Origin of the sequence: Paenibacillus sp. R14(2021), assembly GCF_019431355.1 — a bacterium.
Taxonomy (GTDB): domain Bacteria; phylum Bacillota; class Bacilli; order Paenibacillales; family Paenibacillaceae; genus Paenibacillus_Z.
Genome location: NZ_CP080269.1, coordinates 1,835,439 through 1,860,986, shown reverse-complemented (window position 1 = coordinate 1,860,986; position 25,548 = coordinate 1,835,439). Strand labels below are relative to the sequence as shown.

24 protein-coding genes, 2 tRNA genes and 1 pseudogene are annotated in these 25,548 nt (G+C 53.4%); 17 read left to right on the top strand and 10 right to left on the bottom strand.

Translation table 11 applies throughout. The features are described from left to right. Positions 1-96 precede the first annotated feature (96 nt). From KXU80_RS08880 to KXU80_RS08865, 4 genes are all read left to right on the top strand, one after another. Positions 97-1,917, top strand: a complete 1,821-nt coding sequence (locus KXU80_RS08880) for a right-handed parallel beta-helix repeat-containing protein (protein WP_219837838.1) — start codon at positions 97-99, stop codon at positions 1,915-1,917. Between the two features lie 47 nt (positions 1,918-1,964). Beyond that, a complete protein-coding gene (locus KXU80_RS08875; protein ID WP_258171324.1) occupies positions 1,965-2,519 on the top strand; it encodes an HAD family hydrolase in 555 nt (184 codons plus the stop codon). Positions 2,520-2,619: 100 nt separating this feature from the next. Then, positions 2,620-3,021 (top strand): exosporium protein C, encoded by a 402-nt coding sequence (locus KXU80_RS08870; protein ID WP_219837836.1) that lies wholly within the window; start codon positions 2,620-2,622, stop codon positions 3,019-3,021. A gap of 149 nt (positions 3,022-3,170) precedes the next feature. Then, positions 3,171-4,004 carry a divergent polysaccharide deacetylase family protein gene (locus KXU80_RS08865; protein ID WP_258171323.1) on the top strand — a complete coding sequence of 278 codons (834 nt, stop codon included), beginning with the start codon at positions 3,171-3,173 and terminating at the stop codon, positions 4,002-4,004. Here KXU80_RS08865 and KXU80_RS08860 read toward each other — a convergent pair. Then, positions 3,972-4,745, bottom strand: coding sequence for an N-acetylmuramoyl-L-alanine amidase family protein (locus tag KXU80_RS08860; protein WP_258171322.1), 774 nt, complete (start codon positions 4,743-4,745; stop codon positions 3,972-3,974). The two genes, KXU80_RS08865 and KXU80_RS08860, sit on opposite strands and share 33 nt — an antisense overlap. A gap of 137 nt (positions 4,746-4,882) precedes the next feature. On the opposite strand from KXU80_RS08860, the gene KXU80_RS08855 reads away from it, so the two are divergent. Then, the gene (locus tag KXU80_RS08855) at positions 4,883-5,074 is read left to right on the top strand and encodes a YqzE family protein (protein WP_219837835.1); all 192 of its coding nucleotides are present in this window, start codon (positions 4,883-4,885) and stop codon (positions 5,072-5,074) included. On the opposite strand, the gene KXU80_RS08850 is transcribed toward KXU80_RS08855, so the two are convergent. The 3 genes from KXU80_RS08850 to KXU80_RS08840 all read right to left on the bottom strand — a co-directional run bounded on the left by KXU80_RS08850 (position 5,065) and on the right by KXU80_RS08840 (position 8,954). Beyond that, complete coding sequence (locus tag KXU80_RS08850; protein ID WP_219837834.1) at positions 5,065-5,979, bottom strand: hypothetical protein; 915 nt, start codon at positions 5,977-5,979, stop codon at positions 5,065-5,067. The two genes, KXU80_RS08855 and KXU80_RS08850, sit on opposite strands and share 10 nt — an antisense overlap. A gap of 192 nt (positions 5,980-6,171) precedes the next feature. Beyond that, positions 6,172-7,125, bottom strand: a complete 954-nt coding sequence (locus KXU80_RS08845) for a YqhG family protein (protein ID WP_219837833.1) — start codon at positions 7,123-7,125, stop codon at positions 6,172-6,174. Then, positions 7,122-8,954 (bottom strand): DEAD/DEAH box helicase, encoded by a 1,833-nt coding sequence (locus tag KXU80_RS08840; protein WP_219837832.1) that lies wholly within the window; start codon positions 8,952-8,954, stop codon positions 7,122-7,124. Before KXU80_RS08840 ends, KXU80_RS08845 begins: the two co-directional genes overlap by 4 nt. Before the next feature lie 425 nt (positions 8,955-9,379). Here KXU80_RS08840 and KXU80_RS08835 point away from each other — a divergent pair, with 425 nt between their 5' ends. From KXU80_RS08835 to KXU80_RS08825, 3 genes are all read left to right on the top strand, one after another. Beyond that, complete coding sequence (locus KXU80_RS08835) at positions 9,380-10,600, top strand: alkaline phosphatase (protein ID WP_258171433.1); 1,221 nt, start codon at positions 9,380-9,382, stop codon at positions 10,598-10,600. A 141-nt stretch (positions 10,601-10,741) separates the two neighbouring features. Further along, on the top strand, positions 10,742-11,497 hold the full coding sequence (locus tag KXU80_RS08830) for a GNAT family N-acetyltransferase (protein WP_219837830.1): 756 nt from the start codon (positions 10,742-10,744) through the stop codon (positions 11,495-11,497). 34 nt (positions 11,498-11,531) lie between these two features. Continuing rightward, entirely contained in the window at positions 11,532-11,960 is a 429-nt protein-coding gene (locus KXU80_RS08825; RefSeq protein WP_219837829.1) for a DUF1284 domain-containing protein, read from the top strand. A gap of 3 nt (positions 11,961-11,963) precedes the next feature. On the opposite strand, the gene KXU80_RS08820 is transcribed toward KXU80_RS08825, so the two are convergent. Then, positions 11,964-12,863 carry a LysR family transcriptional regulator gene (locus KXU80_RS08820; RefSeq protein ID WP_308858215.1) on the bottom strand — a complete coding sequence of 300 codons (900 nt, stop codon included), beginning with the start codon at positions 12,861-12,863 and terminating at the stop codon, positions 11,964-11,966. Positions 12,864-12,973: 110 nt separating this feature from the next. On the opposite strand from KXU80_RS08820, the pseudogene KXU80_RS08815 reads away from it, so the two are divergent. The 3 genes and pseudogenes from KXU80_RS08815 to KXU80_RS08805 all read left to right on the top strand — a co-directional run bounded on the left by KXU80_RS08815 (position 12,974) and on the right by KXU80_RS08805 (position 16,558). Next, positions 12,974-14,255 (top strand): annotated as a pseudogene (locus KXU80_RS08815) (adenylosuccinate synthase). Between the two features lie 127 nt (positions 14,256-14,382). Further along, on the top strand, positions 14,383-15,243 hold the full coding sequence (locus KXU80_RS08810) for a cation diffusion facilitator family transporter (RefSeq protein ID WP_374987782.1): 861 nt from the start codon (positions 14,383-14,385) through the stop codon (positions 15,241-15,243). A 178-nt stretch (positions 15,244-15,421) separates the two neighbouring features. Next, the gene (locus KXU80_RS08805) at positions 15,422-16,558 is read left to right on the top strand and encodes a hypothetical protein (protein WP_219837827.1); all 1,137 of its coding nucleotides are present in this window, start codon (positions 15,422-15,424) and stop codon (positions 16,556-16,558) included. Between the two features lie 320 nt (positions 16,559-16,878). Here KXU80_RS08805 and KXU80_RS08800 read toward each other — a convergent pair whose 3' ends face one another. Next, positions 16,879-17,709 carry an AraC family transcriptional regulator gene (locus KXU80_RS08800; RefSeq protein WP_219837826.1) on the bottom strand — a complete coding sequence of 277 codons (831 nt, stop codon included), beginning with the start codon at positions 17,707-17,709 and terminating at the stop codon, positions 16,879-16,881. Positions 17,710-17,892: 183 nt separating this feature from the next. Here KXU80_RS08800 and KXU80_RS08795 point away from each other — a divergent pair, with 183 nt between their 5' ends. Then, complete coding sequence (locus tag KXU80_RS08795) at positions 17,893-19,275, top strand: HEAT repeat domain-containing protein (protein ID WP_219837825.1); 1,383 nt, start codon at positions 17,893-17,895, stop codon at positions 19,273-19,275. Positions 19,276-19,338: 63 nt separating this feature from the next. Here the strand turns inward: KXU80_RS08795 and KXU80_RS08790 are convergent, their stop codons facing one another. From KXU80_RS08790 to KXU80_RS08775, 4 genes are all read right to left on the bottom strand, one after another. Beyond that, positions 19,339-20,247, bottom strand: coding sequence for a ribokinase (locus KXU80_RS08790; RefSeq protein WP_308858214.1), 909 nt, complete (start codon positions 20,245-20,247; stop codon positions 19,339-19,341). A gap of 114 nt (positions 20,248-20,361) precedes the next feature. Then, a tRNA-Pro gene (locus KXU80_RS08785) sits at positions 20,362-20,438 on the bottom strand. A 9-nt stretch (positions 20,439-20,447) separates the two neighbouring features. Continuing rightward, positions 20,448-20,523, bottom strand: a tRNA-Thr gene (locus KXU80_RS08780). A 109-nt stretch (positions 20,524-20,632) separates the two neighbouring features. Beyond that, a complete protein-coding gene (locus KXU80_RS08775; protein WP_219837823.1) occupies positions 20,633-21,130 on the bottom strand; it encodes a GNAT family N-acetyltransferase in 498 nt (165 codons plus the stop codon). A 339-nt stretch (positions 21,131-21,469) separates the two neighbouring features. Between KXU80_RS08775 and KXU80_RS08770 the strand changes: the two genes are divergently transcribed. The 5 genes from KXU80_RS08770 (at position 21,470) to lplT (ending at position 25,345) form a co-directional block, all read left to right on the top strand. Further along, positions 21,470-22,141 (top strand): PspA/IM30 family protein, encoded by a 672-nt coding sequence (locus KXU80_RS08770; RefSeq protein WP_219837822.1) that lies wholly within the window; start codon positions 21,470-21,472, stop codon positions 22,139-22,141. Positions 22,142-22,260: 119 nt separating this feature from the next. Further along, complete coding sequence (locus tag KXU80_RS08765) at positions 22,261-22,665, top strand: DUF350 domain-containing protein (protein WP_219837821.1); 405 nt, start codon at positions 22,261-22,263, stop codon at positions 22,663-22,665. 24 nt (positions 22,666-22,689) lie between these two features. Continuing rightward, positions 22,690-23,196 carry a DUF4178 domain-containing protein gene (locus KXU80_RS08760; RefSeq protein ID WP_219837820.1) on the top strand — a complete coding sequence of 169 codons (507 nt, stop codon included), beginning with the start codon at positions 22,690-22,692 and terminating at the stop codon, positions 23,194-23,196. A 15-nt stretch (positions 23,197-23,211) separates the two neighbouring features. Next, a complete protein-coding gene (locus KXU80_RS08755) occupies positions 23,212-23,949 on the top strand; it encodes a DUF4247 domain-containing protein (RefSeq protein WP_219837819.1) in 738 nt (245 codons plus the stop codon). A 178-nt stretch (positions 23,950-24,127) separates the two neighbouring features. Further along, entirely contained in the window at positions 24,128-25,345 is a 1,218-nt protein-coding gene (lplT, locus tag KXU80_RS08750; RefSeq protein ID WP_219837818.1) for a lysophospholipid transporter LplT, read from the top strand. The last annotated feature ends 203 nt before the right edge of the window (positions 25,346-25,548 follow it).

Here is a 25,548-nt window from a genome sequence, read left to right as displayed (position 1 = left end):
TATTTACCTTAAAAATATGCTTATCCGTATTGAATTGGCAGGCGAATCATTGTATGGTAAGGAAAGCGCTTAACTCACTGTTCAGGAGGGTATTGAATGATTGCGGAAAAGGATTCAGAATCGGCACCGGTAACGATTTGTCTAGCCGATTTCGGTGCGGAACCCGATTCGGGGCGCGACGCGCTGCCCGCCATGCGGCTTGCGATCGAGGCGGCAGCTGTCATTGCCGGTCCGGTCGTGCTGGAATGTCCGAAGGGCGTCTATGATTTTTATCCGGAACAGGCGACTCGCGCGCCTTATTATATCTCCAATACGGCCAGCGAAGAGGAGAACGCCGACGTAACGAAGACGATCGGCATCTTACTGAAGAGCATCGCGAACTTGACGCTGGAGGGTCATGGATCGATGTTTCTTATCCATGGCCGGATGACAATGCTTGTTCTCGACGATTGCGATGATATTGAGATTCGGCATGTGCATCTCGACTATGCAAGGCCGACAGTAGCGGAAATGACGATTATGGCGAGCAGCGACTATTTTATGGATGTTGAGGTGCATCCCGACTCCCGCTATGAATTTCAAGACGGTAAGTTCTACTGGTCCGGCGAAGGCTGGCGATTCAACGAAGGGCCGATGCAGGAGTACGATCCTGTTCGCAATAAGACGTGGCGAATCGACAACTTGACTGCGCTTGCAGTTCGTGTCGAGGAGCTTGCGCCGATGCGGCTTCGTTTCCATTACGATCATGCGCCTGGCATGACGACGGGTCGTGTGCTTCAAGTACGGGACGGGCTGCGCGATCAGGTTGGCGCCTTTATTCATCGAAGCCGGAACGTGCAGTGGATCAAGTCCGGTATCCACTTCATGCACGGACTAGGCATCGTATGCCAGTACAGCGAGAATCTGCGCTTCGCGGAGCTGGACCTGACACCGCGTCTTGAGACGGGACGAACGGTGGCGGCGTTCGCCGATTTCATTCATTTCTCCGGCTGCCGCGGGAAGGTAGAGATCGCGGGCAGCCGATTCGTCGGCGGCCATGACGATCCCATCAACGTGCACGGCACGCATCTGCAGGTCACAGAGGCGCCGAAGCCGGACAAAATCGTTGTCCGCTTCATGCATCCGCAAAGCTACGGCTTCGATGCGTTCTTTCCGGGCGACGAGGTGGACTTTATTGAGAGCGCGTCGCTGCAGTCGCGCGGAACAGGAACGGTCCGTTCGGTGGAACGGCTCAGTCCGCGCGAGATTTTGCTTACGCTGGCGGAAGCCGTCCCGGCCGGAACCGGCGCAGGCGACGCGGTCGAGAATGCGACATGGACGCCGGAGGTGCATGTGCATGACAATTATTTTGCCCGTATCCCAACGCGCGGCGTGCTGGCGACAACTCGGCGCAAAGTGCTGATCGAGCGCAATGTCTTCGACCGGTTGACGATGAGCGGGGTGTTCGTCGCCAACGACGCGGAGAGCTGGTACGAATCCGGTCCTGTCCGGGACTTGACGATTCGCGGCAACCGGTTTATCGCGTGCGGGGGCGCGGAGCATCCCGTTATCTATATCGCTCCCGAGAATCGCGAGATTGATGCGGACAATCCTGTGCACGCCGGCATCGTGATCGAGAATAACGTCATCGAGACGACAACGGCGGCAGCGCTGGATGCCAAGAGCGTCCGCGGTCTCCGTTTCGTGAACAACAGCATCGCATCGCCCTGCGAAGCACATGAAGGCGCTGCGCAGGGCGTGGATCGGCAGCCTGCGGCCGAAAGCCTTATTCGGCTGCAGGCATGCAGCGAGGTAACGATCGCAGGGAATGCGATCGCCCCGCAGGACATTCCCGAAGCTGCTGTTCGCATGCTGCAGATGGCTCGCGAGCAGCTCAACATGGACGAGAATGAAATGAAGGCGCTGCGAATCCGATAGTCATAGACAACGAACGAAGAGAGACAAGGAAGGAGTCGAATATGACAATGAGCGAGAAGAACCTGATTATTTTTCTGGACAGCGGCGATACGATTATCGATGAATCGACCGAGATTCGGGATGAGGAGGGGATCGTCGTCAGTGCCGGCTTGATTCCCGGTGCGGATGTGATGGTAAAGACGCTGTATGAACGCGGCTATACGCTTGCGCTCGTCGCCGATGGGGATGCGCAGTCGTTCAAGAACGTGTACAAGCAATTGAACTTATATGATTTTTTTACCGCAATGATCTATTCGGAGAATATCAAGGCTGTTAAACCGAGCCCGCGCATGTTCCGGGCCGCCGCTGGGGCGCTTGAGCTGACGGAGGCGGATTTCAGCCGCATCGTCATGGTCGGCAACAACTTGAGCCGCGACGTCAAGGGCGCAAATGGACTAGGGATCACCAGTGTCTTCCTCAGCTGGACGACCCGGTACCCGCATGAGCCGGCAGACGACAGCGAGCGTCCGCGCCATATCATCCGCACGCCGCTAGAGCTGCTCGATCTTGTCGAGGGACTGGAGTCGCAGCTGCAGTACGAGCACGATTCGGAAGCTGTGTAACGGCTAAGAATAAGTTGTTATGCTAAAGGCAACTCGTCCATGCCAAAGCAAAACCATTTTCATAGAATGGTAGCATCTGGTAGGAAAAGAGTTGATTCAATTGGCTAGATTAATTGACTACAATGTTAGCGTTCCTGCTGTCGTAACGAATCAAGTGGCAATCGTCGTCCCGCAAACGCCTGCGAAAGTCATCCTTGCTGAACTCGGCATCTTCGTTCAACGGGAATTTCACAACAACCGCGTAGAACTGAGTGCAACAGTCGGCTCACAAGGTACAAGCGGCACGCCTACTCTGCTATTTCGTGTCTTCCGCGGCAACCAAGAAATTTATTACGGCGCCCATGGACTTGAAAGTGCATTAGAACATTTCGGCTTGATCACGTTCCAGGTCATCGACATTAACGTCGCGCCTGGCGCGCACGGTTATTCCCTTTATGTCGAGAACCTGGATGCCGGCACAACTGCACAAGTAAACCTCAGCGCAGCTGTTTATGCCGTTTAATCATTGAATATGAATAGGCAAGACGAGGGTCGTTCGTTGGACAACCCTCGTCTTTTGCTGTTTATACATAATTTCCCCTATGCCCACAAACAATGAAAGCATGGCTCCGCAAATGCGAAAGCAAGGAAAATCAGAAAGAAGGCAGATTCATGAACTTAACAGGCAAGCTGGTCAGCATGTGTCTGGCATGTGCGATCGTATCGGCGGCGGGAACGGACATCCGCGTACAAGGGAGTACGCTGCAGGCTGCCCCGATTAACAGCGTATCTGATGTGAAAGGACATCGGCAGGTTGCGATCGTCATCGACGATTTCGGCAACAACATGACGGGCACGCCGGAAATGATGGAGCTCCCCGTGCATTTCACGGCCGCGGTCATGCCATTCATGCCAACGACCAAGCAGGATGCGGAACTGGCCCATAAACTGGGCGATGATGTCATCGTCCATATGCCGATGGAGCCCGTAAGGGGGAAGCCGGAGTGGCTCGGACCGGGGGCGATCACGACGGCAATGACAGACGCAGAGATAAGGAAGCGGGTTGAAGCTGCAATCGACGAGGTGCCTTATGCCGTGGGCATGAACAATCATATGGGTTCCAAAGTAACAGCGGATGAGCGGGTGATGCGTGTCGTTCTTACCGTAGTGAAGGAACGAGGATTATTCTTTCTGGACAGCCGGACGACGTACAAGACCGTCGTCCCAAAGCTGACTGCCGAGCTCGGTGTGCCACTCCTCTCCAATCAGGTCTTTCTGGACGATGTTTATTCTACGACGCATATCTCCAAGCAGGTCGGCGTGCTACGCAAATATCTAGAGCATAATGACAGCTGCGTCATCATCGGGCATGTCGGTCCGCCGGGCAAGCTGACAGCCGCAGTGCTGAAGGAAGCTATTCCGCGGCTGCAGACAAATACGCAGTTTGTCCGATTATCCGAGATGGTCGTCCCGTCAGCGGAAAAGGATATAATTCCGCACTCCTGAGGCAATCGCGTCGGCCAGCTCCATCTGCTTGCGGGGATCCGTCAGCATACGCCGGTCGCCTTCATGACTGAGGAAGCCCATCTCAACAATGACGGCCGGTTGTTTGACGACATTTAGCAAATAGAACGGAGCGCCTACACGGGGGAGCGCTCTCGTATGCTGACCGCGGTTCAAGGCGTCTTGAATGCAGAAGGCGAGCAGCGCGCTCTCGCCTTCGTTCTGATGCAGCACGAGCGGTCCGTATTCAGTCCGGTCAGGCGCCCAATTGACGTGAATGCTCACCATGAACTGCGTTTCGATTTCCTTGGTCAGCTGGCTTCGCTGGGACAAATCCCGGCGGTGCCGTGAGGATGAAGGATTCCAGCGGTTATCGTCACTCAGCGCGTAGTCGCCGTTTCGGTTCAGTACTGCGCGGACGCCGCTGCTGCGAAGCAATAAATACACCTTTTTGGCAACCGCCAAATTGATATCCTTCTCTAATATTTCCTCGTGATGCGCGCCTCCGTCGATGCCGCCATGGCCGACATCGATGAGCACTTGCGCCGTCGGCAGCGCTCTGCGGTATTCAATCGGCAGCTGATCGTCCAGCGCTGACTGCTCCATATCCGTCATGGCTTTCACTGGTACCGCGGCCAAGGCCGAGGCGGCAATGCGTTCCGGCGAGGCGGCTAACGAATAGCAGATGAGAAGTCCGGACGTGCACAAAGCAATCAGAATACGCTTTTTGAGGTGTTTTTGCATGGTTAACCATCCTCCAGTACCAGCATCATTATCGTTAGCGTGGCACAGACCAAGGGAACTCATGCATGTTTGAAACAAATGTTTCGCGGGGACACTGATGATTAAGAATGATAAAACGGCAAGGGAGCGGATCACGCATGGAAAAAACCGAGGATTACATTAAATTCATGACGGGCAAGGTCGTCGATTACATCGAAACGCCCAAGGAAGAGCGCAGATCCAATCGTCAAAAAGCCAAAGCGACGAAAGAGCCTTGGCTGACGAGATGGTTCGGTATGGGCGGCTTTGCCGTTGCGCAGTGGCTGCGCTCGCGAAACAATCAGCTGTAGAAACGTCCTGTTTGGTTTAACGTCTGGAGGGGAATATAGCGTGTTCCTTCAAAGGTCTGATCGAACGCCACGAACAGGCTTTGTCCATTCCACTTATGGTAACCGACTGCTGGGAAGACGTATAACACAGTAGATTGGAACAGCTCTGCGATAAACCGAATCTGCCCGTCGTGACCGAGCAGTTCTGGGAGCCGGTTCACCTTCTCTTGGGCCAGCGGTTTGTCAGTTAGCCAAGGCAGGCGTTCATAAGGATCGAAGGCAGCACTGGCATGAACGGCGGATAGGCGGTTTAATACAGGTGAAGCAGCTCCTGCAGACTGCGAAGTCAGTCGTGCAGCGGCGAACTGGTCCGCGTCTGCTTGCTTGATCCACGATTTCTCGCTCACAGGCAGTGCCTCGCCTGTCCAGGCATCCAAATAGTAGATTTCTCCGCTTCCGGCCGTCCACTTCCAGGCTGCCAGAACCGGCGAGACATAGAGCCGCTCCAATCGGAGCGGTTTTTTGGCGATCTCGGCGTAGCTTTGCATCAAACCCTGCCGGATTAACGCATTATACATCACAGCCGCATCAAACGCCGGATGTTCGCCGACGCCATATTCGCCAAGCGTATAACCGTCGTCGTTCTTCGCGTGAACAATCATATAGCCGATCGGCTTACGCTGGACGGTGAATGTGACGAGCCAGCTGTGTGTACCGGGTCCGAGCGGGACGAATGAAGTATCGGCAGTCTTCCAACGTTTAAAGGATGGTTGTTTGGCAAGCGCATCTGTCCAGATGTTTACCTGCAGCATCAGCTTCGAAGGGTCGTCCAGCTTGACGATAGGGGGGACCATGGCGGCGGCATGCAATGGAAGGCCTGTCAGCATGAAGGCGCATAGGGCAAGAAGCATGATCCATTTTCTCATAAACGGCATCACCTGCTGTTTCTGTAGAATGGTAACCGGGAAAGGGCGACATTTCCTGACACCGCCAATTGTATCGCAATGCGCGTAGGGAAGGGTGTTGGAACCTGTCAGTCATAATGGACAAGCCTTGTTCTATTTTTGACGGAAAAAGGGTGCACCGAGAGGGGATGCCCGCTTCTTGTCGCATTGCCGCTAACCGATTCCCTGCAAATAGAAAATACCGCAGTTAATCGCCGATGTGCTCACCCTCGGCTCGTACTGCCAACGAATCTCCTCTTGCCTGCGTTGGAACTGCTCCTCTATGAGCGGACGTTTCTCGCCGTCGGAGGATTCAATCAACGGCTCATAATAGTGCCGAATGGTTGCCAGCTCCTCCTCCAGACGCCGTGCCGCCGCGTCCGCCCAGCTGTAATCATAGGTGCGAAGCTTGCGTTCCAAGGCTTGCTCGACGATCGAAGCGGCTTTGTTCAAGGTCAGCGCGTTTTTGGCGGTATGCACGTTCGGAGGCAGCTTCGGCGTCATACGGTGCGTGAGCAGCTTATCGTGAAATTGCTCCAAGCACTGCCCGGTCGCAAGCGAAATGCCGAAGGAATGAAGCTCTTCGCGCTTCATGTCGCATTGGAACTCTACTTTCATATTAACCCCGAGCCATGCGCTGTAAGCAGTCGAGTGCAGGGGATGATTGGTCCTTTTTTCCGGTTCTTGGAACAAGCAGAGATAGCTGCCGCCCGATCTGGCGGAGTGAAACAGCTGCTCCAGCCTTCGGGAGCCGAAGTACAGATCCTCCCGTGGAACTCTGACATTCGTATTAAGCGTACCGTGAATATGGCCGAAGGAGCGCCCAAGCGCAGCCTCGGCTGCCGCATTCTTGGAGCCAGGCACAGATGGGGCTGCCGCGTCCGCCTTGGCTGCCGCTGCAATCGACTCGTCATATTTGGTCTTGTCGGTCACAAGCAGCATGGACATCGTCTCGGGCTCGGCTCCCGTTCGGTCGACGAAGCTCCAATAATACGGGCGATTGGTCAAATCCCGGTCGGCTCTAGGGGAGAGCTTGACTTGAAAGTGTGCAGGCGACTTCTCTGCAATGAGGCAGTCCGTTGCATCCAAATACCGCTGGACAAACTTATGGATTTGACGTTCGTTCATGGATTTACCTCATTTCCGACTGCATTCAGTACCTCATTGATAGCACTCAAATCCGCTGCATCCTCGAAATCGACTTCATCGCGTATCCGGCTCAGCGATTGTCCAAGGTCGTCAAACCCTTGTTTGAGGGCGTCATTGTTGGTGCCGGACTCCAGCGTCAAACGGGCAAGCCGCTGCTCCAGTGTCTCGTTCTTCTTCTCGAAGCGCTCCAGGATATGATCCAGCTCGCCGATGACAAGCTCGAACAAGTTGATTTTCTCATGCAGCAGGCTGACGATATGCTCCTCGATGGTACCTACGGTGCACAGATTGTAGATTTGTACGTCACTTGTCTGGCCGAGACGGTGCACGCGCCCGATTCGCTGCTCCACGCGCATCGGATTCCAAGGCAGATCGAAGTTGATCATATGGTGACAGAATTGCAGGTTAATGCCCTCTCCGCCGGCTTCCGTCGCGATGAGCACTTGCGCGCGTCCCCTGAACAGATCCATCATCCAATCCTTCTTGCCCCGGTTCATCCCGCCCCGGTACGGTACGGCGATCATATTGTTCGCTTTGAAATACTGGAGAAGATACTCCTGCGTCGCCCGGTATTCCGTGAAAATGATGACCTTGTCGTTCATCTGACGAACAAGTTCCATCGTCTTCTCTGCCTTCGTATTGGCTGTAATACCGCGAATAACCTCGACGAGTGCCCAGATCTTCGCGCGGACCGGAGAGTCTTCAGGCGTTTTCTTGAACATATTGACCAGCGTCAGGAATACGGCGTCACGGCTGCTGCACACCTCGCGCTGCAGCGTAACGAGCGATAGCATGCTTGTCCAATCGCCTTGGTTCTCATCGTAGCGCTCCCTGACGAAGGTAGTCACGGCTTCATACAGCGCCTGTTCTTCCTTCGACAGCTGTAGCGGGATGTTCTTGACGATTCGCTTCGTAAAATGAATGCCGCCATCGCCGCGCCGATTCCGGATCATGACAGTCTGCAGCGCTTCCTGCAGCTGCTCCTCATTCTTCGGCAGCCGCTTGTCGACGACGAAATTCGCGGCAAATTCGCTTTGGCCGCCCAGCTGGCCAGGCTTAAGGAGCGTGATGAGGTTGTACAGCTCGTCGAGATCGTTCTGGACGGGCGTCGCTGTGAGCAGCAGGCAATATTTCTTGCGCATGCTGTTGACGAACTGATAGTTGGTCGTCTTCTTGTTCTTCAGCTTATGAGCCTCGTCAATAATAAGTATATCGTAGTCTTGACCCAGCAGTTTCTCTCGGTGCGGATCGCGTTTGGCTGTATCCATGGAGGCGACGACAACATCGTAGCCCCAAGAATGCTCCTTCTTCTGCGCGAAGGCGGAGATGCCGAATTTGGTATTCAATTCGCGGACCCATTGCAGAACAAGCGAGGCAGGTACAAGAATGAGCGCTCGCTTCACGAGACCGCGGACCATGTATTCCTTCAGGACAAGGCCGGCTTCGATTGTTTTGCCGAGACCGACTTCGTCCGCAAGAATGGCTCTGCCGCTCATTTCATGCAGCACCTTGCGGGCGGTGCTAATCTGATGGGGCATCGGCTCGAAGGACGGGAGACTGCGCAGACATTGTAAGTCATCGAAGCTGCCGACGAGCTTCGACTGCTCGGCTTCGACGGCCAGCTGATACATCATCCAGTCATCCCAAGGACCGTTGCGGTCAACCCTTTCCTGCAGCTGCTGCAGCCAGGTGCGGTCTACCTGCAAGTCCACGCTGGGATGAAGCTTGCGTTTGGTTGTTTGCGAGCCGTTAACGACGGACGTTAAGGGGAGTTGATCTCCTTCGGCAGATTCGTGGCTACTAGGCATTGTACGGGAGGAACTCCTTTCTTGAAGCAGGAATGGAAGCCGAACGGCGGCAGGTCACGAAGCACGGCCGGCTGATGCAGCTTGCGCGGCAAAAAAAGGCTATATGAAGTTAGTATGACCCTGGAAGCCATAATTCATAAGAGTCCACGCACTGAAACGTGGAATCGCTTAAAAAATTTTGCAGGTAAACAAAGAAGTCCTTCAATGAACGAATGTTCAAGGACTCTTAGATGGATTTATGTTCCGGCTTCTTTAATTATGTTTCCAGAAACCACGCAATGAAGGGGTTATTGAGAGCTTAACAGGATCTTCACTTTGCTCGTACACTCACTTAATAGAAGCCGGTTAAGATGCAATAGAAAAGAAACCTAGGAGGCGTTCAAATGAAATCCCGTATTGGATGGAAATCTTCGGCAATCGGCATCATGGCAGCTGCAGTTGTAATTACGAGCTTTACAGCTGGACAAGGTAAGAACGAAGCCGATGCAGCTTCGAATAAAGCCAAGAATGTCATTTTGTTCGTCGGCGACGGCATGGGAACTGCTCAGCGCGATGCGATCCGTCTTGCAACAGTCGGCGAAACAGGCCAGCTTGCAATGGATTCGATGCCATACCTCGGACTCATTCACACGAGCTCTACCGTACCGGTAACAGACTCCGCAGCTGCGGCAACCGCTTTCGCGAGCGGCGTGAAAACATACAACGGCGCAATCGGCATGGATGCCAATAAGAAGAACGTGAAGACGATCTACGAATATGCCAAAGAAATGGGCAAATCGACAGGACTTGTAACAACGAGCCAAATTACGGATGCAACGCCGGCAGCTTTTGCTTCCCACGTGGAGAACCGCTCCGCGCAGAGCGATATCGCGCTGCAATACCTGACGAAAACGAAAGTAGACGTCATGCTTGGCGGCGGCGAAGATTTCTGGTATCCGGCAGGACAAGCTGGCGGCTTCCAAGACGAGCCGGCTGAAGATCCGTCTGAGAAGAGCAAAGGCACGCAGGGCGATCTTGTGAAGAAAGCCAAATCGCTCGGCTACACGTACGTGAAGAACAAAGCGGACATGCAAAAAGCGAAAGGCGGCAAGCTGCTCGGATTGTTCGCGAACGAAGAAATGTTCCAACAGAAGCCGGAAGGCCAAGGCGACATTTACAATCCAGTCGTTTCCTTGCCTGACATGACGAAGAAAGCGATCGACACGCTCTCGGCCAACAAAAAAGGCTTCTTCCTGATGGTTGAGGAAGAAGCAACGGATGAAATGGCGCATCAAAACAACGCAAAGCTGACGATCAAAGCCGGTCAAGAGCTGGATAAATCGGTTCAAATCGCGAAAAACTTCGCAAAATCGCACCCGGATACACTCGTACTGGTGCTGGCCGACCACGAAACAGGCGGTTTCTCCATCGAGGAAGTAAACGCTGATGACGAAAGCGGAGACGCGATCTCCATGGAAGACGGTCCATTCGCGATTGCGAAATCCAAGGAGAACTTCGTCGTAGACTGGACGACTTCTGGTCATACTGCTGTAGACGTACCGGTTACGGTTATGGGTACGGGCGCTCAGCTGTTCGCAGGCGTATATGAAAACACAGGCATCTTCTTCAGACTTGCAGAAGCGATGGGTATCAAATTAAATCATTAAGCTGCATTCGCAAAGCGGCTATACAGTAAAACTGTCTCCCTGGCGGAGGCAGTTTTTATTGTATAAATATAATAATACATGTATATTTATTCATATCATTTAACGTATATACCCTAATCAAAAGTAAAGGAGGCACTTCGATTGACCGTCCAATTCGAGGAATTAACGATGAATGCCTGGCCCTCGCTTCGAACCGTAGCGCTGGATGGCTGGCTGCTCCGTCTGGCAGATGGCTTCACCAAGCGTGCGAATGCCGTTCATGCCGTCTACAATGGAATAGAAGTAACCGATCTGTCCTGCAAAATTGCAAGCTGCGAAGACATTTATTGCAGAGCAGGCCAGGATACGATTTTCAAGCTGACGCCTTTCTCGCCTGCCGGTCTTGACGAGACGTTGGAACATCGCGGCTATGTCCGGGTCGACCCCTCGCGTGTTATGATGTTAGCTGACTTATCTGCTGTCGCAGAGACAATGCAGGAAGGCGTCGAAATCGAGCAGCAGGAGAGGCTGACCGCCGAATGGCTGAAAACGATGTGCGGATTTAACGGGTTTACCTCTGAACAACAAGCTGCCGCCGATCGGATTATGAGCACGATTGCCATGAAGACCGGATACTTCACGCTCTATGTCGATGGAAGGCCGGCGGCATGCGGACTTGGCGTCATCGAACGCGGCTTCGTCGGCTTATACGACATCGTAACGGAACAATCGATGCGCAGCAAAGGGTACGGCGAGCAGCTTATCATTCATATCCTGCAATGGGCAAGGCGAAGCGGCGCTTCCAGGAGCTACTTGCTTGTCCTGCGGGCTAACGGCCCGGCAAACCGGCTTTACACCAAATTAAACTATCGGGAACTGTATCCCTATTGGTATCGAGTGAAAGTATTTTCGCGTTAAAGGGACCGTCAGTAGAAAGGGAGCGGGCATGGGCATGGGAATCGGGCTTAGAGGTCACCATTTGCTTTGTTTATTAGGGTTTCGGGGGATGGGGTACTCGGCGGAGTTCGCGGCGAATATGACGAAGGTGTACAACGAACTCCGCGAACGGCCGGAAACGCCGATTACGATCATAGCCGGGCCGGATGACTTATGTGCTTGTTTCCCGGCCGACGCCGAGCCGCACTGTCATAATGCTTCCGTTGCGTCACAGGATGCGCGCGTGCTGGAGAAACTAGGCTATGAGGTTGGCTTAACTATGCCTTGGTCCGCCGTGATCGAACGGGTGCGTCACCAGGTAGAGCCGGAAGCGATTAATGAAATGTGCGTCACCTGCCAATGGAGGACCTACGGCGTATGCGAAGCAGGCGTACGCACGATCACGCAAGGCGGCTGGCTGCCCGCACTTCCGGGCCAATCGTGACAATTATAAAGAAGGGTCATGCATAGGCAGCATCTCCAGAAATCGTTTGGCCGCCTGCGTCCGAGGAACGCCGCGGAGTACGGCGATGCCGATATACCGCGCCGGAATCGGTTCTTCCATAGGAAATTCGACCAACTCCCCGGCTTCCAGCTCCTGTTTATAGTATTCCCGCACGAGAAAGGTAAGACCGAAGCCGCTCTTGGCGAACTCGGCCAACAGATCCATGCTGCCGAGGGAGAACTCCTCTTTCAGCTCCACGCCGTACCCCCTCGAATACGTATCAAGAAAATTTCGCGTGCTCGTTCCTTCTTCCAGCAATAGAAGCGGATATCCCTCCAATTCCCTTAGCTTCAAGGGCTTACCGGCCAGCTCGGCATACCGCGAACCGCCGACGAGGCAATCCTGCAGCGGCAGACTGCCGACGATCTCGATGCGATTGTCTTTGGCCGGTAGATGGACAAGCCCAAGGTCGATGATGCCTTCCTTCAGCAAGGAGACGGTTTCTGGTGTTGTCCGATTAGTGACGCGAATTCGGATTTGCGGATAAGCGTCATGGAATCGTTCCAGATAAGGAAGCAGAACATGCTTGCATATCGTGTCCCCAGCCCCGATATTGATATCTCCCATAGCCAATTGATGCATGTCGAGTATCTTTTTCTCGCCGGTCTCCATATATTGAAGGGCCTGCTCCACATAGCGAAACAGCACTTCGCCTTCGGCTGTCAATTGAACGCCTCTTGCTCCCCGGATGAACAAGGGGCCGCCTAGCCGTTCTTCCAATTGCTTGATCGTATGGCTGACAGCGGGCTGTGTAATATGCAGCCGTTCCGCCGCGCGCGACAGGCTTCCGGTCTTGGCGCACCAGTAGAAGGAGCGATACCATTCCAAATTGTTATCCAACATCCCATGACCTCATTTTATAGGTGGTATTATTTATATCAATTATTCTTATGTGATTGTCTTCAGTATACTCATTCTTGTAAAGCAAGCACAAGATGAGAGGGGCTGCGGCAATGACGGTGACGGCAATCGTAGGCGCAAATTGGGGAGATGAGGGAAAGGGAAAGCTCACGGACGTACTGGCGGCAGAAGCGGATTTTGTCGTTCGTTACCAGGGAGGGAGCAATGCCGGACATACCATCATGAATCATTTCGGGAAGTTCGCACTGCATATGCTTCCGTCGGGTATTTTTTATCCGCATGTAACCAACGTAATCGGTCCAGGCACGGCGCTGGATGTGGACGTGCTTCTTGCTGAATTGGCGTCATTGGAGAAACGGAAAGTCCCCGCGCCGAAGCTCGTTATCTCGAATCGGGTTTCAAATCGTAATGCCCTACCATCGCTTGTTCGATCAGCTTGAGGAGGAGCGGCGAGGCAGCGACAGCTTTGGGTCGACGCGAAGAGGCATAGCGCCGTTCTACGCAGACAAATATGCCAAGCTTGGCATACAAGCGGCGGATTTATTCGATGAACAGCGGCTTCGCCGGCGTCTCATGCAGTCGCTCGCCGCCAAAAACATTCTGCTTCATCATCTATACGGGAAAGAAGCGATTGTCATCGATGATCTCCTTCCGCTGCTCCGCGCTTATGGGGAGAAATTACGCGGTTATCTCATGGATACTACCGAGCTTCTTCAATCTGCCGCTGCGTCGGGAGCTTCTATTCTTGTCGAAGGACAGCTCGGTGCGCTTCGGGACCCCGACCATGGGATTTATCCATTCTCAACCTCGTCGTCCACATTGGCCGGGTTTGCTTCCGTCGGCGCAGGTCTTCCGCCAGGCTCAATTTCGTCTATCGTCGCGGTCGTCAAAGCCTATTCCAGCTGCGTCGGTGCAGGTCCGCTGATTTCCGAGCTGTTCGGTGCAGAAGCGGAAGAACTGCGCCGCCGCGGAGGCGATGCCGGTGAATACGGTGCAACGACAGGCCGTCCGAGAAGAGTCGGATGGCTGGATACGGTTGCGACTCGTTACGGCTGCAGCGTACAAGGGGCGACAACGGTTGCATTGACGAATGTGGACGTTCTGGGCTATTTGGACGAAATTCCTGTCTGCACGGGCTACCGGCTGCCTGATGGTACACGAACGAATCAATTTCCGGTTTCGGCTGCGCTGGAGGCAGCAGAGCCGATATGGACGAGGCTTCGCGGGTGGCAGTGCGATATCTCGGAAGCGGCTTCCTTCGACGAGCTGCCGGGTGCTGCGCAGGCGTACATTACGTTCGCCGAAGAGCAAATCGGTGTGCCTGTGACGCGGATTTCCGTCGGTCCAAAGCGCCGGCAGCTCATTGAACGCTAGCAAATCGGACATGATAGGGAATTTGATTTTTCATGGATGGAAGTGGTAAGATTCCACTACAAGAGCAGCATCGGCTTAAATTGAAATGAGGAGAGACATCTTGGAAAATCGTTCATCCGTGCTGGCTATGTGGATATCTCTGCTCAGCAACGTTTTTCTTACAGGCATTAAATTGCTTGTCGGCATTGTTTTCGGAAGCCAGGTGCTAATTGCGGACGGCATTCATAGTGCAGGCGATATCATTGCGACGGCGACGGCTTACAGCTCCATGCGATTATCCGGCAAGCCGCCGGACGAAGATCATCCTTACGGACATGGCAAGGCGGAAGTGCTTGGCGCTGGAGTCGTCGCCTTTATTCTCGTGATTGCAGCGGTTTATATCGGTTATCACGCGATTCTGGCGTTATTCCATCCTCCTGGAGAAACCCATCTGATTGCGCTCGGAGCCGCCGTTGTTTCACTCGTGGTGAAGCAATTGCTGTACATGTACACGAAGCGGCTCAGCCTTCAGACAAACAGCAAAGCCATGATGGCGACTGCCTATGACCATTTGGCTGACGTCTACGCTTCGATTGCGGCATCTGCAGGTATTGCTCTCGGATGGATCGGGGAACGGCTCGATATTCATATTCTTAGCTACGGCGACCCTGTCGCGGGCGTGATCGTCTCGATTCTTGTACTGAAGCTCGGCTTTAATATGGCGCGAGAGACTGTGGACGTGCTGATGGACAAGAGCCTCAGCCCGGATAAGATCGAAGACATCTTAGAACATCTGCGCGAGGTGCCGGAAGTGAAACGGATCGACCGGCTGCGCGCGCGGGAGCATGGTCATTATGTACTCGTTGATGCAAGGCTCGCGGTGCTCGGTACGTTAACCATCCAAGAGGGACATGATATTATTCGCAAAATCAAACAAAAGGTGCAGCAGGCTCATCCCGAGGTGGATGAGGTGCTTGTTCATCTAAATCCGTGGTATGAGAACGAATAAGCCACTATCCAGCCAGCTTGGTACATCGCCAAGCCGGCTTTTTTTCTGTAAACCTGTAAAATTTTCTAAAAAAATTAACGAATATGAATAAAGTTTGCAACCTTTCGGAATCAGCCCGCGTCAGGGACCATGTAAACAACACAACAACATTCGGTACATTCGGGAGGAGCAAGAAATTATGAACAAGAAGAAAGTAATCATCGTTGCAACACTCGTAGGTTTGATGGGTTCGGCAGTCGCTGCTGAAGCATCCGGTATGTTTCAAAAAGTAAGCGGATTACTCCGTAGTGATATTACGGTATCGGTTGACGGACAAAACACGTCGATGAAGCCGGTTTTCATTAATGGCCAAGCTTACCTGCCAGCAAAAAGCGAAGCAGCTGCACTCGGTTATGATGTACGTTACAACCCGAAGGACAAAAGCCTGTCTCTGATTTCCAAAGAAGACGGAAACGAGGGAGAGCAAGAACAAATGCTGCTGCTGTCGGGTATCATTCAAGGCGTCAAAGCGCTCGATAACGGCTCTTACCAGCTTGATGTCGTAGGCCGCGGCACGAACAAATGGGTCATCCTGACGGTTGACAAAGATACGAACCTGACTGACGGCAGCGGCAAAGCCGTAGCTGCGAAGGACATCAAAGCAGGTACGCTGCTTACAGCGGAATACGGTCCTGTCATCACAATGGACTACCCTGGACATTCCCACGCCGCCAAAATCATCTTGGGCACGCAAACAACGGTGAAGGAAGATGTAATCCAATCCGTTAAACATACAGAAGACGGCTGGCAAGTTGCTTTCGGCGAAACGAAAGACGGCAAAACGACAACAACGCTCATCTTGAACGCTGGTAAAGAAACAAGCGTCATCAATGCTGAAGGCCAATCCGTTACTTGGGAGAGCCTGCAAGCCGGCGCCAAAGTCCGCGCTTACTACGGACCAGTCGCTACGACAAGCGTTCCTGCAATCAGCCCGCTACACTACCTGGTTGTAGATGCGGCTCCAGTTGCTGCTGATCTGACGGCCGAACAGAAGAGCGAATTCCAAGGCCTGGCATGGAGCAAGCTTCCTGAAGGTCAAGAAGCGAACTTGACAACGAAGAAAGAAGAAGCAGAAGTAGCTGTCGTTAACGCGAAGGATGCTGCTGTTCTGGCTTCGACTGACGAAGCAAAAGCGCTGCTGAAAGACTTGCAGGATAAAGGCGGCAAATTGGTTACAGTAACGTACCAAACGAAGAACGACGCGCTGCTCGGACCGCTTACGGTCGTGTTCAGCTTGGATTCGAAAACATTCATCGGATACAACCCGCGCCGCTAAGAACGGAACATCTTGAAAGCATAGCATCATGGTATATGCAGAAACGCCTCTTGGACATCCAAGAGGCGTTTTTTTTAGCTGCAGCGGCTATCAAACATGCACCGAAGACGCAGGAGCGCTTTGAATCATCAAGAAAAAGCAGCTATTTGTGCCGAATCATGAAATACCGTTTGCATTATTTGACCGTCTTACCGGCGTTTCTGCTGCTCATCATGTTCAAGGTTATTCCGTTTCTACGGATGGGCAGTTTGCGATGGAACAATACGCCAGGTGCACAATCTATGATCGATGCAGCTGCAGCGATTATGCAAATGAACGGCTCAGCTGTTAAAGCTGCGGTACTCCGTCGGGCTCTGGCCCGTTTCCTTGCGGAAAAACTTGGCGAAGTGGTTCGTTTCCTTGAAGCCGGTCTGATCAGCGATATCCTTAATGCTTAACGTTGTCGTCGCGAGCAGGATCTTGGCTTTGTCCGCTCGTTTGCGGCTCACGTACTTGAGCGGAGATACGCCGAAATGCTTCTTGAAGTAGGCGATAAAATAATTCGGATGCAGGTGGGAGGCCTTGGCCATCTCTTCGACCTTGAGATTCCCTTCCATATGGCTGTCGATATAGCCTTGGATAAATTGAATCCGCTTCAAATCCTCCGATCGATGCTGCAGGATCGTAATAGGGACATGCTCCAAGTAACGGGCGATGATCTCAAGCATGACGGACTTCTCCCGCAAGCGGGCGATAACGGAATCGTTTAAATGCAGGCTGACCAACAGCTTGAAGAGCGCGGCCATTTCTTCCCGGTCCTCGACAGGGATGGACAGCGGCACGCCGATCCATTGAAACAGATCGTATGGACCGATCGAAGCCGAGAAATGGCACCAATATTTAAGGAAAGTCGGGCGGTTCTTGACTGTAGAATAGGACTGCTGCATATGAGCAGGAAGGAGGCAGAGCTCGCCGGGAGCCGGCGACATCTCGTCGCTGCCGGCCTTCAGCCATCCTTCGCCTTCCAGGATAAAATAAAGCTTGTTGTATTCGGGGGTATAGTCAAAATCCATCCATTCCGGCGCAACCTTCGTTTTTCGAGCCTCCAGGACATCGATCTGCAGCGTATGCAGAAGATCGGTCAAGGCGCTGTGTTCGCGTTTATTCGTCATTAGCATTCTCCAGTTCGGCAAATAGGTTCGGCGGCATTTTCTCTATCATAGATCATTTCCGGGCGGCGGGGAACGGACATCTTAACTTTGGAACCTTCATTCTTAGCCTTTTCCATTGGCACCGATTACGCTGAATTCTATAATCAAGTTGCAAAGACAATCCCGGAGGAGGACGATGTAACGATGGCACAACAGCAGCCGCTGCTACTTACCGACGAACAAATGAAAGCGTTTATAACAAATGGGTTTTTGATTTTGAAAGCGGATTTTCCGCGCGAGTTCCATGAGCGGCTCGTGAAGCAATTGAATGACATTTATGACAGCGAGGGGAACCCCGGCAACAATATTCTGCCGCGGATCCGCGATTTGCAACGCGTATTCGAGAACCCGGTCATTACCGGCGCCCTGACGAGTGTGCTTGGACCGAACTACCTGCTTCATACACATCGCCATGGCCACTATAATTCCATTCCGAAGCCAGGCGGCTGGCACAAGGATAGCTATTGGGGTTATGATCGGCTGCGCAATCATCACCCATGGTGGGCGATGATCATGTACTTCCCGCAGGATACGCCGGTCGAGCTTGGACCGACAGGGGTCATGCCGGGATCACACTACCACGACGACCGCAATTTCGCCTCCGACGAGATGGAGGAGGAAGCGACAGCCAGCGGAGAAGCGGGGACGTTCGCGCTGATCCATTACGATATTTGGCATCGCTCCACGCCGAACTTGCTTGGCAACCCGCGGTTCATGCTCAAATTTGAATTCATGCGGACACAGGCGCCGACAGCGCCGTCTTGGGACAACAAGGAACCAGAGCTCTCGGCCGAGCTCGCCGCGGATCCCATTGTTCAAGAGGTCTGGAACTGGATGTCCGGACGGACGGCAGCACTTGCCGGTTCCAAGCCAGGCGATGCCGACTCCGTCGCTTCGCTTGCGCAGCAATTAACGAGCGCTGAACCGACCGCTCAGGCAGCGGCTTATGACCTTGCCGCAAGCGGACAAGCGGGTGTCGACGCGCTGCTGGAAGCTTTGAAGAGCGGTACTAAGAGCGTATCCAGAATCGCTGCGTACGGGTTGTCGGCTGCCGGCGCTGGTGCTGTTGCAGGTTTGACGGAAGCATTGTCCAATGAGGACGATGAGGTCGTTAATCACGCCGTATTCGCGTTATCTGAGCTTCGAGGCATTGCTGCGAGCGCGCTTCCGAAGATTGCTGCGCTGCTCTCGCATCCGTCGGCAATCGTTCGCCGTACGGCGGTTGACGCTCTAGGCATCATGGGTGCAGCATCGCCGGTCGTCGTGCCGGCACTCATTCAAGCTCTCAAGGACGAGGACACGCAGGTTCGTTTTACGGCCGGATTGGCGCTTGTCCGAATCGGCCCGGATGCGGCGCAGGCCGTGCCGGCGCTTGCGCAGGCGCTTGAGGACGAGAACCGCTATGTGCGCGGACACGCACTCGAAGCGCTGCGTTACATCGGAACGAAAGAAGCGAACGACGTGCTGCTGCATGAGTTGTTTAATACGCGCTGGTGCTCCGATACGACGCCGGCAAGCACGTTCTAGTTCAGTTACGAATAGCACAAAGGCGATGCGGCTTCCGCATCGCCTTTTTACTATTGGATTATACTAGGTGAGATCGGACAAGGAGGGCATGCCGTCCTGTGCACCGAAGACGGTAACCGAGTATGAGGCGGCTTTTACAGCCAGCGGCAGCGTCTCTTCTAGGCTCCAGCCGCTCGCGATGCCGAAGCAGAGCGCTGCGTTGAACGAATCGCCAGCGCCGGTGGTGTCTTTCACTTGTACGACGGGAGCGGCAACCGTAACGATTTCATCGCCGGCGGTATAGGAAATGCCGTGCTTGCCCCGCGTAACGATCAACGTCTGCTCGGGGAAGCGGAGGCGCCATGCTTTCATTTGTTGAAACAGCTCTTCCTCGCTTGCTGCAGGGCTGCCGCAATAGAACTCAAATTCTGTTTCATTCGGGGTGAAATAATCCCCGAGCCGGATTTGCTCATCCAAGAGCGGCAGGGCAGGGGCGGGATTAAAGATTGTAGGCACCCCGGCTTCGCGTGCAATACGCAGCGCAGTCAAGACGGCGGGAAGCGGGATTTCCAGCTGTACAATCAATGAATCGGCCCCGGCAATGGTCTCCGAATGCCGGTCAATCATCTCAGGCGTACAGCGTCCGTTAGCGCCAGGGACGATGACGATACAGTTGTCGCCGGCGGTATGAAGAATGGCCGCCGTTCCGGTGGAAGCGTCAGGCAGCACGTCGATGGTTTCCGTGCCGACGCCAAAATGGCGCATCCGCTCCATGATTTGCTGCCCGAATCCGTCGCCGCCTACGGCACCGATCATCTGCACGGCTGCCCCGAGTCTAGCGCAGCCCACGGCTTGATTCGCGCCTTTGCCGCCGGAGATGTAGTGGATGTCATCCCCTTGCAGCGTTTCTCCCATGCGCGGCAATCGAGGCATGGTAAGAACAAGATCCATATTTAAACTGCCGGCTGCAACGATGTTCGGCTTCTTCGTCAATGCAATCATCCTTTTCCATATGTAGTGGTTAGCGTAAACACAACAAAAAAAGCTTGAGCAGCGCTCAAGCTTACGAGTTATCGCGTAATTGTCATTCCCCGAAAGGCATCAAAATGGTCGGGACGACACGATTTGAACATGCGACCCCCTGGTCCCAAACCAGGTGCTCTACCAAGCTGAGCTACGTCCCGAGAAAGAAATGGTGCCGGCGAGAGGATTCGAACCCCCGACCTACTGATTACAAGTCAGTTGCTCTACCAACTGAGCTACACCGGCATGTGTTCTGAACACAAGAAGTATCTTATCACAACCTTCAAAACCGACGCAAGTCCTTTTTTATTTTTTTCTTGCATGCGGGAACGGGGTTCGGTGCAATGCTAGTGCATTAACGTGAGATTGCGGTATTACTTATCCTTGGCTGGCTCGAATTAGAGCTCTCCCAGCGTAAATTGCGCTGCGCGTCGACCGTAAAGCCGAATTTGGCATAGAAGTGGAGCAGCCTATCGCGGTGCTCCTTATTCTCCGTCAGCTGCATGCTTCCTTCGATCCTGTCAACGCCGCAATCCACGGCTCGCTGGATCAACTGCATCATCATGATGGAGCCGTAGCCGCGGTTTATTTTGTCGCCGAGGATACGAATGTATTGAAGCTGCCATACCTTCTCCGCTTGCGCGGCGTTTTCCGAGACGAACATGCTGAGGTCATTGACATGGCGTTTCGTTGCAATTCCGCAGGCATAGACGATCCGGGCATGGAGATCGCAGCGGCCAACAGGGGAATAGAGAATTAATGCGTCGCCCGACATGGACGCCTTTACGCTGTGCACCACGCAATGATCACGCTGGATAAGCTCGATTTGGGCTGCTATCATGGCTGCTTCCATGGCTGCTGAACCTCCTTTAATCGTAAAGGACATCCGTATGTTCAGCTTATTACGTCCAGCAGGGTTCCATGCCAACAGTGCCGATCAAAAACAAATCCGCCGTTTCCCGCATAGTGAGAGCTTTTTTTGTTGTGCGCGAATCGTGCTTGGTGCATGCGTTGCCGCAGGTATTTGAATACTTCATCGATAACGCCGCAGCCAGCAGACCGTGGGACTTTCTTGGTTCGCCTGCATGTGGTAAATTAAGGGTAGCCTTTTTTTGAAACGTAAAATAATGGCGTGCCGTATAAGGTAACATGAACGCTGACGAACAGCACAATTTCGAGGAGGAAATGAATTATGTCTGTATTTAAACGCCTGCGCGACCTTACAATGTCGAATGTGTATTCCATGATTGAGAAAGCCGAAGATCCGATCAAATTGACTGACCAATACATTCGCGACATGCAGGATGATCTCGAGGATGCCGAGAAAGCGGTAGCGGCTCAAATCGCGATCGAGAAACGCTTCAAGCAGCTGTACGAGGAACAGGATGCGCTCGTAGTGAAGCGCAACGAACAAGCGCATACGGCAGCTTCACTGCAAAACATGGATTTGGCAAAACGCGCGCTGGAAGAGAAGAAAGCCGCCGAGCAGAAGCGCGACGAATACAAAGTCAGCTACGATTCCAACAAAGCATCTGCTGATAATCTCCGCGCGAAGCTGAGCGAGATGCGCGACCAGCTGACGGAAATGAAAAACAAACGAGAAACGCTCGTTGCCCGTTATAAAGCGGCAAAAGCGCAAGCGGATATCAATAAATCGATGGCGGGCTTCAGCTCCGATTCGGCTACTTCCGGCTTGAAACGCATGGAAGAGAAAATGCTGCAGATGGAAGCGCAGGCGGAAGCCAGCAACGAAATGAACAGCAAGGCCAAATCGCTTGACGACGAGTTCGAATCGCTCGGCAAGAACAAAGCCGTCGACGACGAGCTTGCGGCTCTTATGAAACAATACGAGAAAAAAGAATAATCTCGTAGTATACTACGATTATCTGCGAGCAGCCAGCAACTGGAAAGAACGTCCCGCATGCGGACGTTTTTTCTTTGCAATCTGCGCCGCGGCAATTTAGATGATGGAGGCTTCCTCGAATGACGTTAAACGAAATGCTCGGAATACTGGTATGGACCGGTGCAGGTGCGGTGCTGCTGATCGTCCTGATGGCCATCGATTCCTTCTTTACCCGGTACAAGGATTTGGAAGAAATCAAGAAAGGCAACGTGGCGGTGACGAGCCGCTTCGTCATGAAGCTGATGGCGCAGGCATATATTTTGTCGCAGTCGATATCGACCTCGAACCACCTTGGCGAAGCGCTGCTGGTATCGGTTATTTCGTTCGTCATTTTGCTGCTTATTGAAAGCATTATCGAAGCCGTGCTTCGTTCTACGGCAGGGCTCGATCTCAGCGAAGGCACGAAGGACGGGAAGATCGCGCACGCGCTGTTCGCGGGTTCGCTGCATCTTGCGGGCGCGCTGATTATCGGTGCTTGTCTGTAAACTTGAACGGTAGGAGCTGATGGCATGGGCATATTCTCTAGAATCAAAAATATTATGGCGAAACCAGAGCCGCCGAAAGTGGAAAAAAGCATCATGACGATTGGTCCCGGCGATGTCTGCGAAGTGTCGCTCGTCACCTATCAGGTCGTCGGACGGCTGCAGAACCGCAACCGCAACATCATCGTGCTGACGCTCCAGGACGGCTCGGCGATTCGATATTTGACGATCGAGGAACGCGAACGAACGATTTATGCGCTGTACGAAGCCATCGACGGCCGTTTGGACTCCGTGGAAGAGGTGCCGACAGAGCTTGAATTGGACGACCGTGTCTACCACATGGAAGAGCAATACTCCGGATTAGCGGTTGTAGCGGGCAAGACGCCGTTTGTTCAAGGCGGGGAACAGTATGTATGGCAGTATCAATCCGATGATCAGAAGCTGCTGCGGATTGAATGGCAGGATGGACGATTCATGCTGTACGAGGGCGATGATGTTCTTCCGGCCGATGTTCGCGTTCTCCGCGGAAATTAGGAGAGGATGACAAGTATGCGTAGCAAAGGCTCTTATTTACTTAAACTCCTGCTGGTCTTCACACTTGTCCTTCCTCTGCTCGCGGCATGCGGCATCACGCAGAAGATCGAGGAGAAATACCCGCTGGAATCGGTGAGCGGCAGCGGATCGAGTACGTCATATGTGTACCGCGCTGCTGAAGTCAGCGTTCCGGAAGTCGCCAAGGCATTGGTCGACATGTCGAAGCCGGAGCAGATATCGCCCGAGAAGCCGGACCATATGTTCCTCGTCTATTCCGACCGGGTCATCCATGTGCAGCAGGATAAGGACAAACCCGCAGATACGCTGATTGAAGTGGATTCCAAGGAGTATGTTCGCAGCAATTACAGCTCCAGCTTCCTCCAAGGCTATCTGCTTGCGAGCCTGCTGAACGATCTGTTCGATCATGGCCGCTACGGCAAAGGCTCTTACCGCGGCTATGACGACCGGCAGACGTACAAGCCAAGCGGCGGCAGCTATCATGCGCCGACGGCGCAGGAGAAGAAAGCAATTCCGCCAATGACGGTCAACCGGACGGGTTCGATCTTCAAACGATCGAAGAATGCGGATTCCGGAAAAGTCGGCGAAGGCGGCATCTTCAACAAATCGCCTTCCAGAGGAACGATAACGAGAGACTCGGACAGCGGTAAGAAATCAGGAAGCTGGCTTACGCCGCGGAAATCCAGCAGGCCGAAGACAAGAGTCGGCTTCGGCAGGGTTTCAAGGCGGCGATAGCCTCGCTGCAAGAGGACGACAAGCAACGAGAACGGCCGAGGGCGGCGCTAGAGCGCCCCTTCTGCCGTTCTTTTGTCTGTGTACGGCGAGACCGCTCTTTCGGTCATCGCCCTCGTTGCGTTATGATGGAAAGGGCTTTATGGATTCCGTTTATAATAGAAGAAAGGGAGAACAAGGAATGAAACGTTGGCTGTCGCCGCTGAATACAGTCGTATTCACGCAATTTTTAAGCGCATTTGCGGACAATTTGAATTTTTTCTTAATCGTGGGCATGGTGAAGCGCCAAGGCGTGGACAACCCGGATATCGCGGTGAACTACATCCAAATCGCTTTCCTGGCTGCTTATGTTGTTTTGGCTCCGATCGTAGGCGCATTTGCGGATAAGAAGGCAAAGTCGAACGTGCTGCTGCTCGGCAATGCGCTGAAAGCCGTCGGGATTGCACTCTTATTGTTTGGGCTGCCGCCGGCGCTTTGTTATGTGTTTGTCGGCATCGGAGCAGTTGTCTATTCGCCTGGCAAATACGGCATTCTGACCGAGCTGACGACCACGGAGGACGAGCTGCTGCGGGCGAACGCGAAGGTGGAGGGATCTACCATATTAGCGATTTTGCTGGGGACGGTTGCGGGAGGCTTCTTGGCAGAAAACTCGGATTTGCCGGCCATTCTTGCCTGTCTAGGCGTCTATTTTCTCTCTTTGTTGATGACGTTACTCATTCCAGCGCGGGCAGGCAACCATACGCTGCGCTACGGCGCGGAAGCCATGCAGTTTCTGCGTGATGTCAGCTTGCTGTTCCGCAATCCGAGAGCGAGATTCTCGCTGATCGGCACAGGATCCTTCTGGCTGACGGCCGCCGTGCTGAGAATTGCGCTAATCGCATGGCTGCCGCTGAATCTCGGCATTGAGGATACGGATCAGCAGTCCATGATGATCGGCATTACCGCGATCGGCGTCGTATGCAGCGCGTTTCTGACCCCGCGACTGGTCCCGGCTGGCAAGCTGCACCGCGCCTTTTATTACGGTCTGTTCATGGTGGCGTCGGTCATGGTCGCTTCCTTTACTTATGTGCTTTGGCTGACGGTGATTCTGCTGTTCCTAATTGGCGTGTTCGGCGGTATATTCGTCATTCCGCTAAACACGATGCTGCAGGAGGAAGGCAAGCACTCCATCGGCTCGGGGAAAACAATCGCCGTTCAAAATTTCAGTGAAAATATATTAACGGTAAGCGGCCTGCTCATTTATTTGACGCTGAGTCAAATGAACGTGTCCGTCAACGGTTCTGTCATTGGAATCGGCCTTGTGCTGCTGGTGTTTATCTTGTTTCTAGCGACGCAGCTGCCCGGCATTACGGGGACAGGCCGGCGCAATCGCAGTGCCGGGCGCAAGCAGGCGTCCTAGGAAAGCAACAATTATTATAGAAGGAACACGTTTGCATGAGTGCCCCGAGAAGGAAATCCATGCGGGAAAAGCCTCATTATAAGGAAGGGATGAGAAGACGGAGCCAGCATTTGCCTAGATGTTGAGACTGCAGGGGCGACCCGTACATTGCCTTTTCGTAAACGGATTATAAAATTTCACTAAATATTCGCTCATGAAGCCTC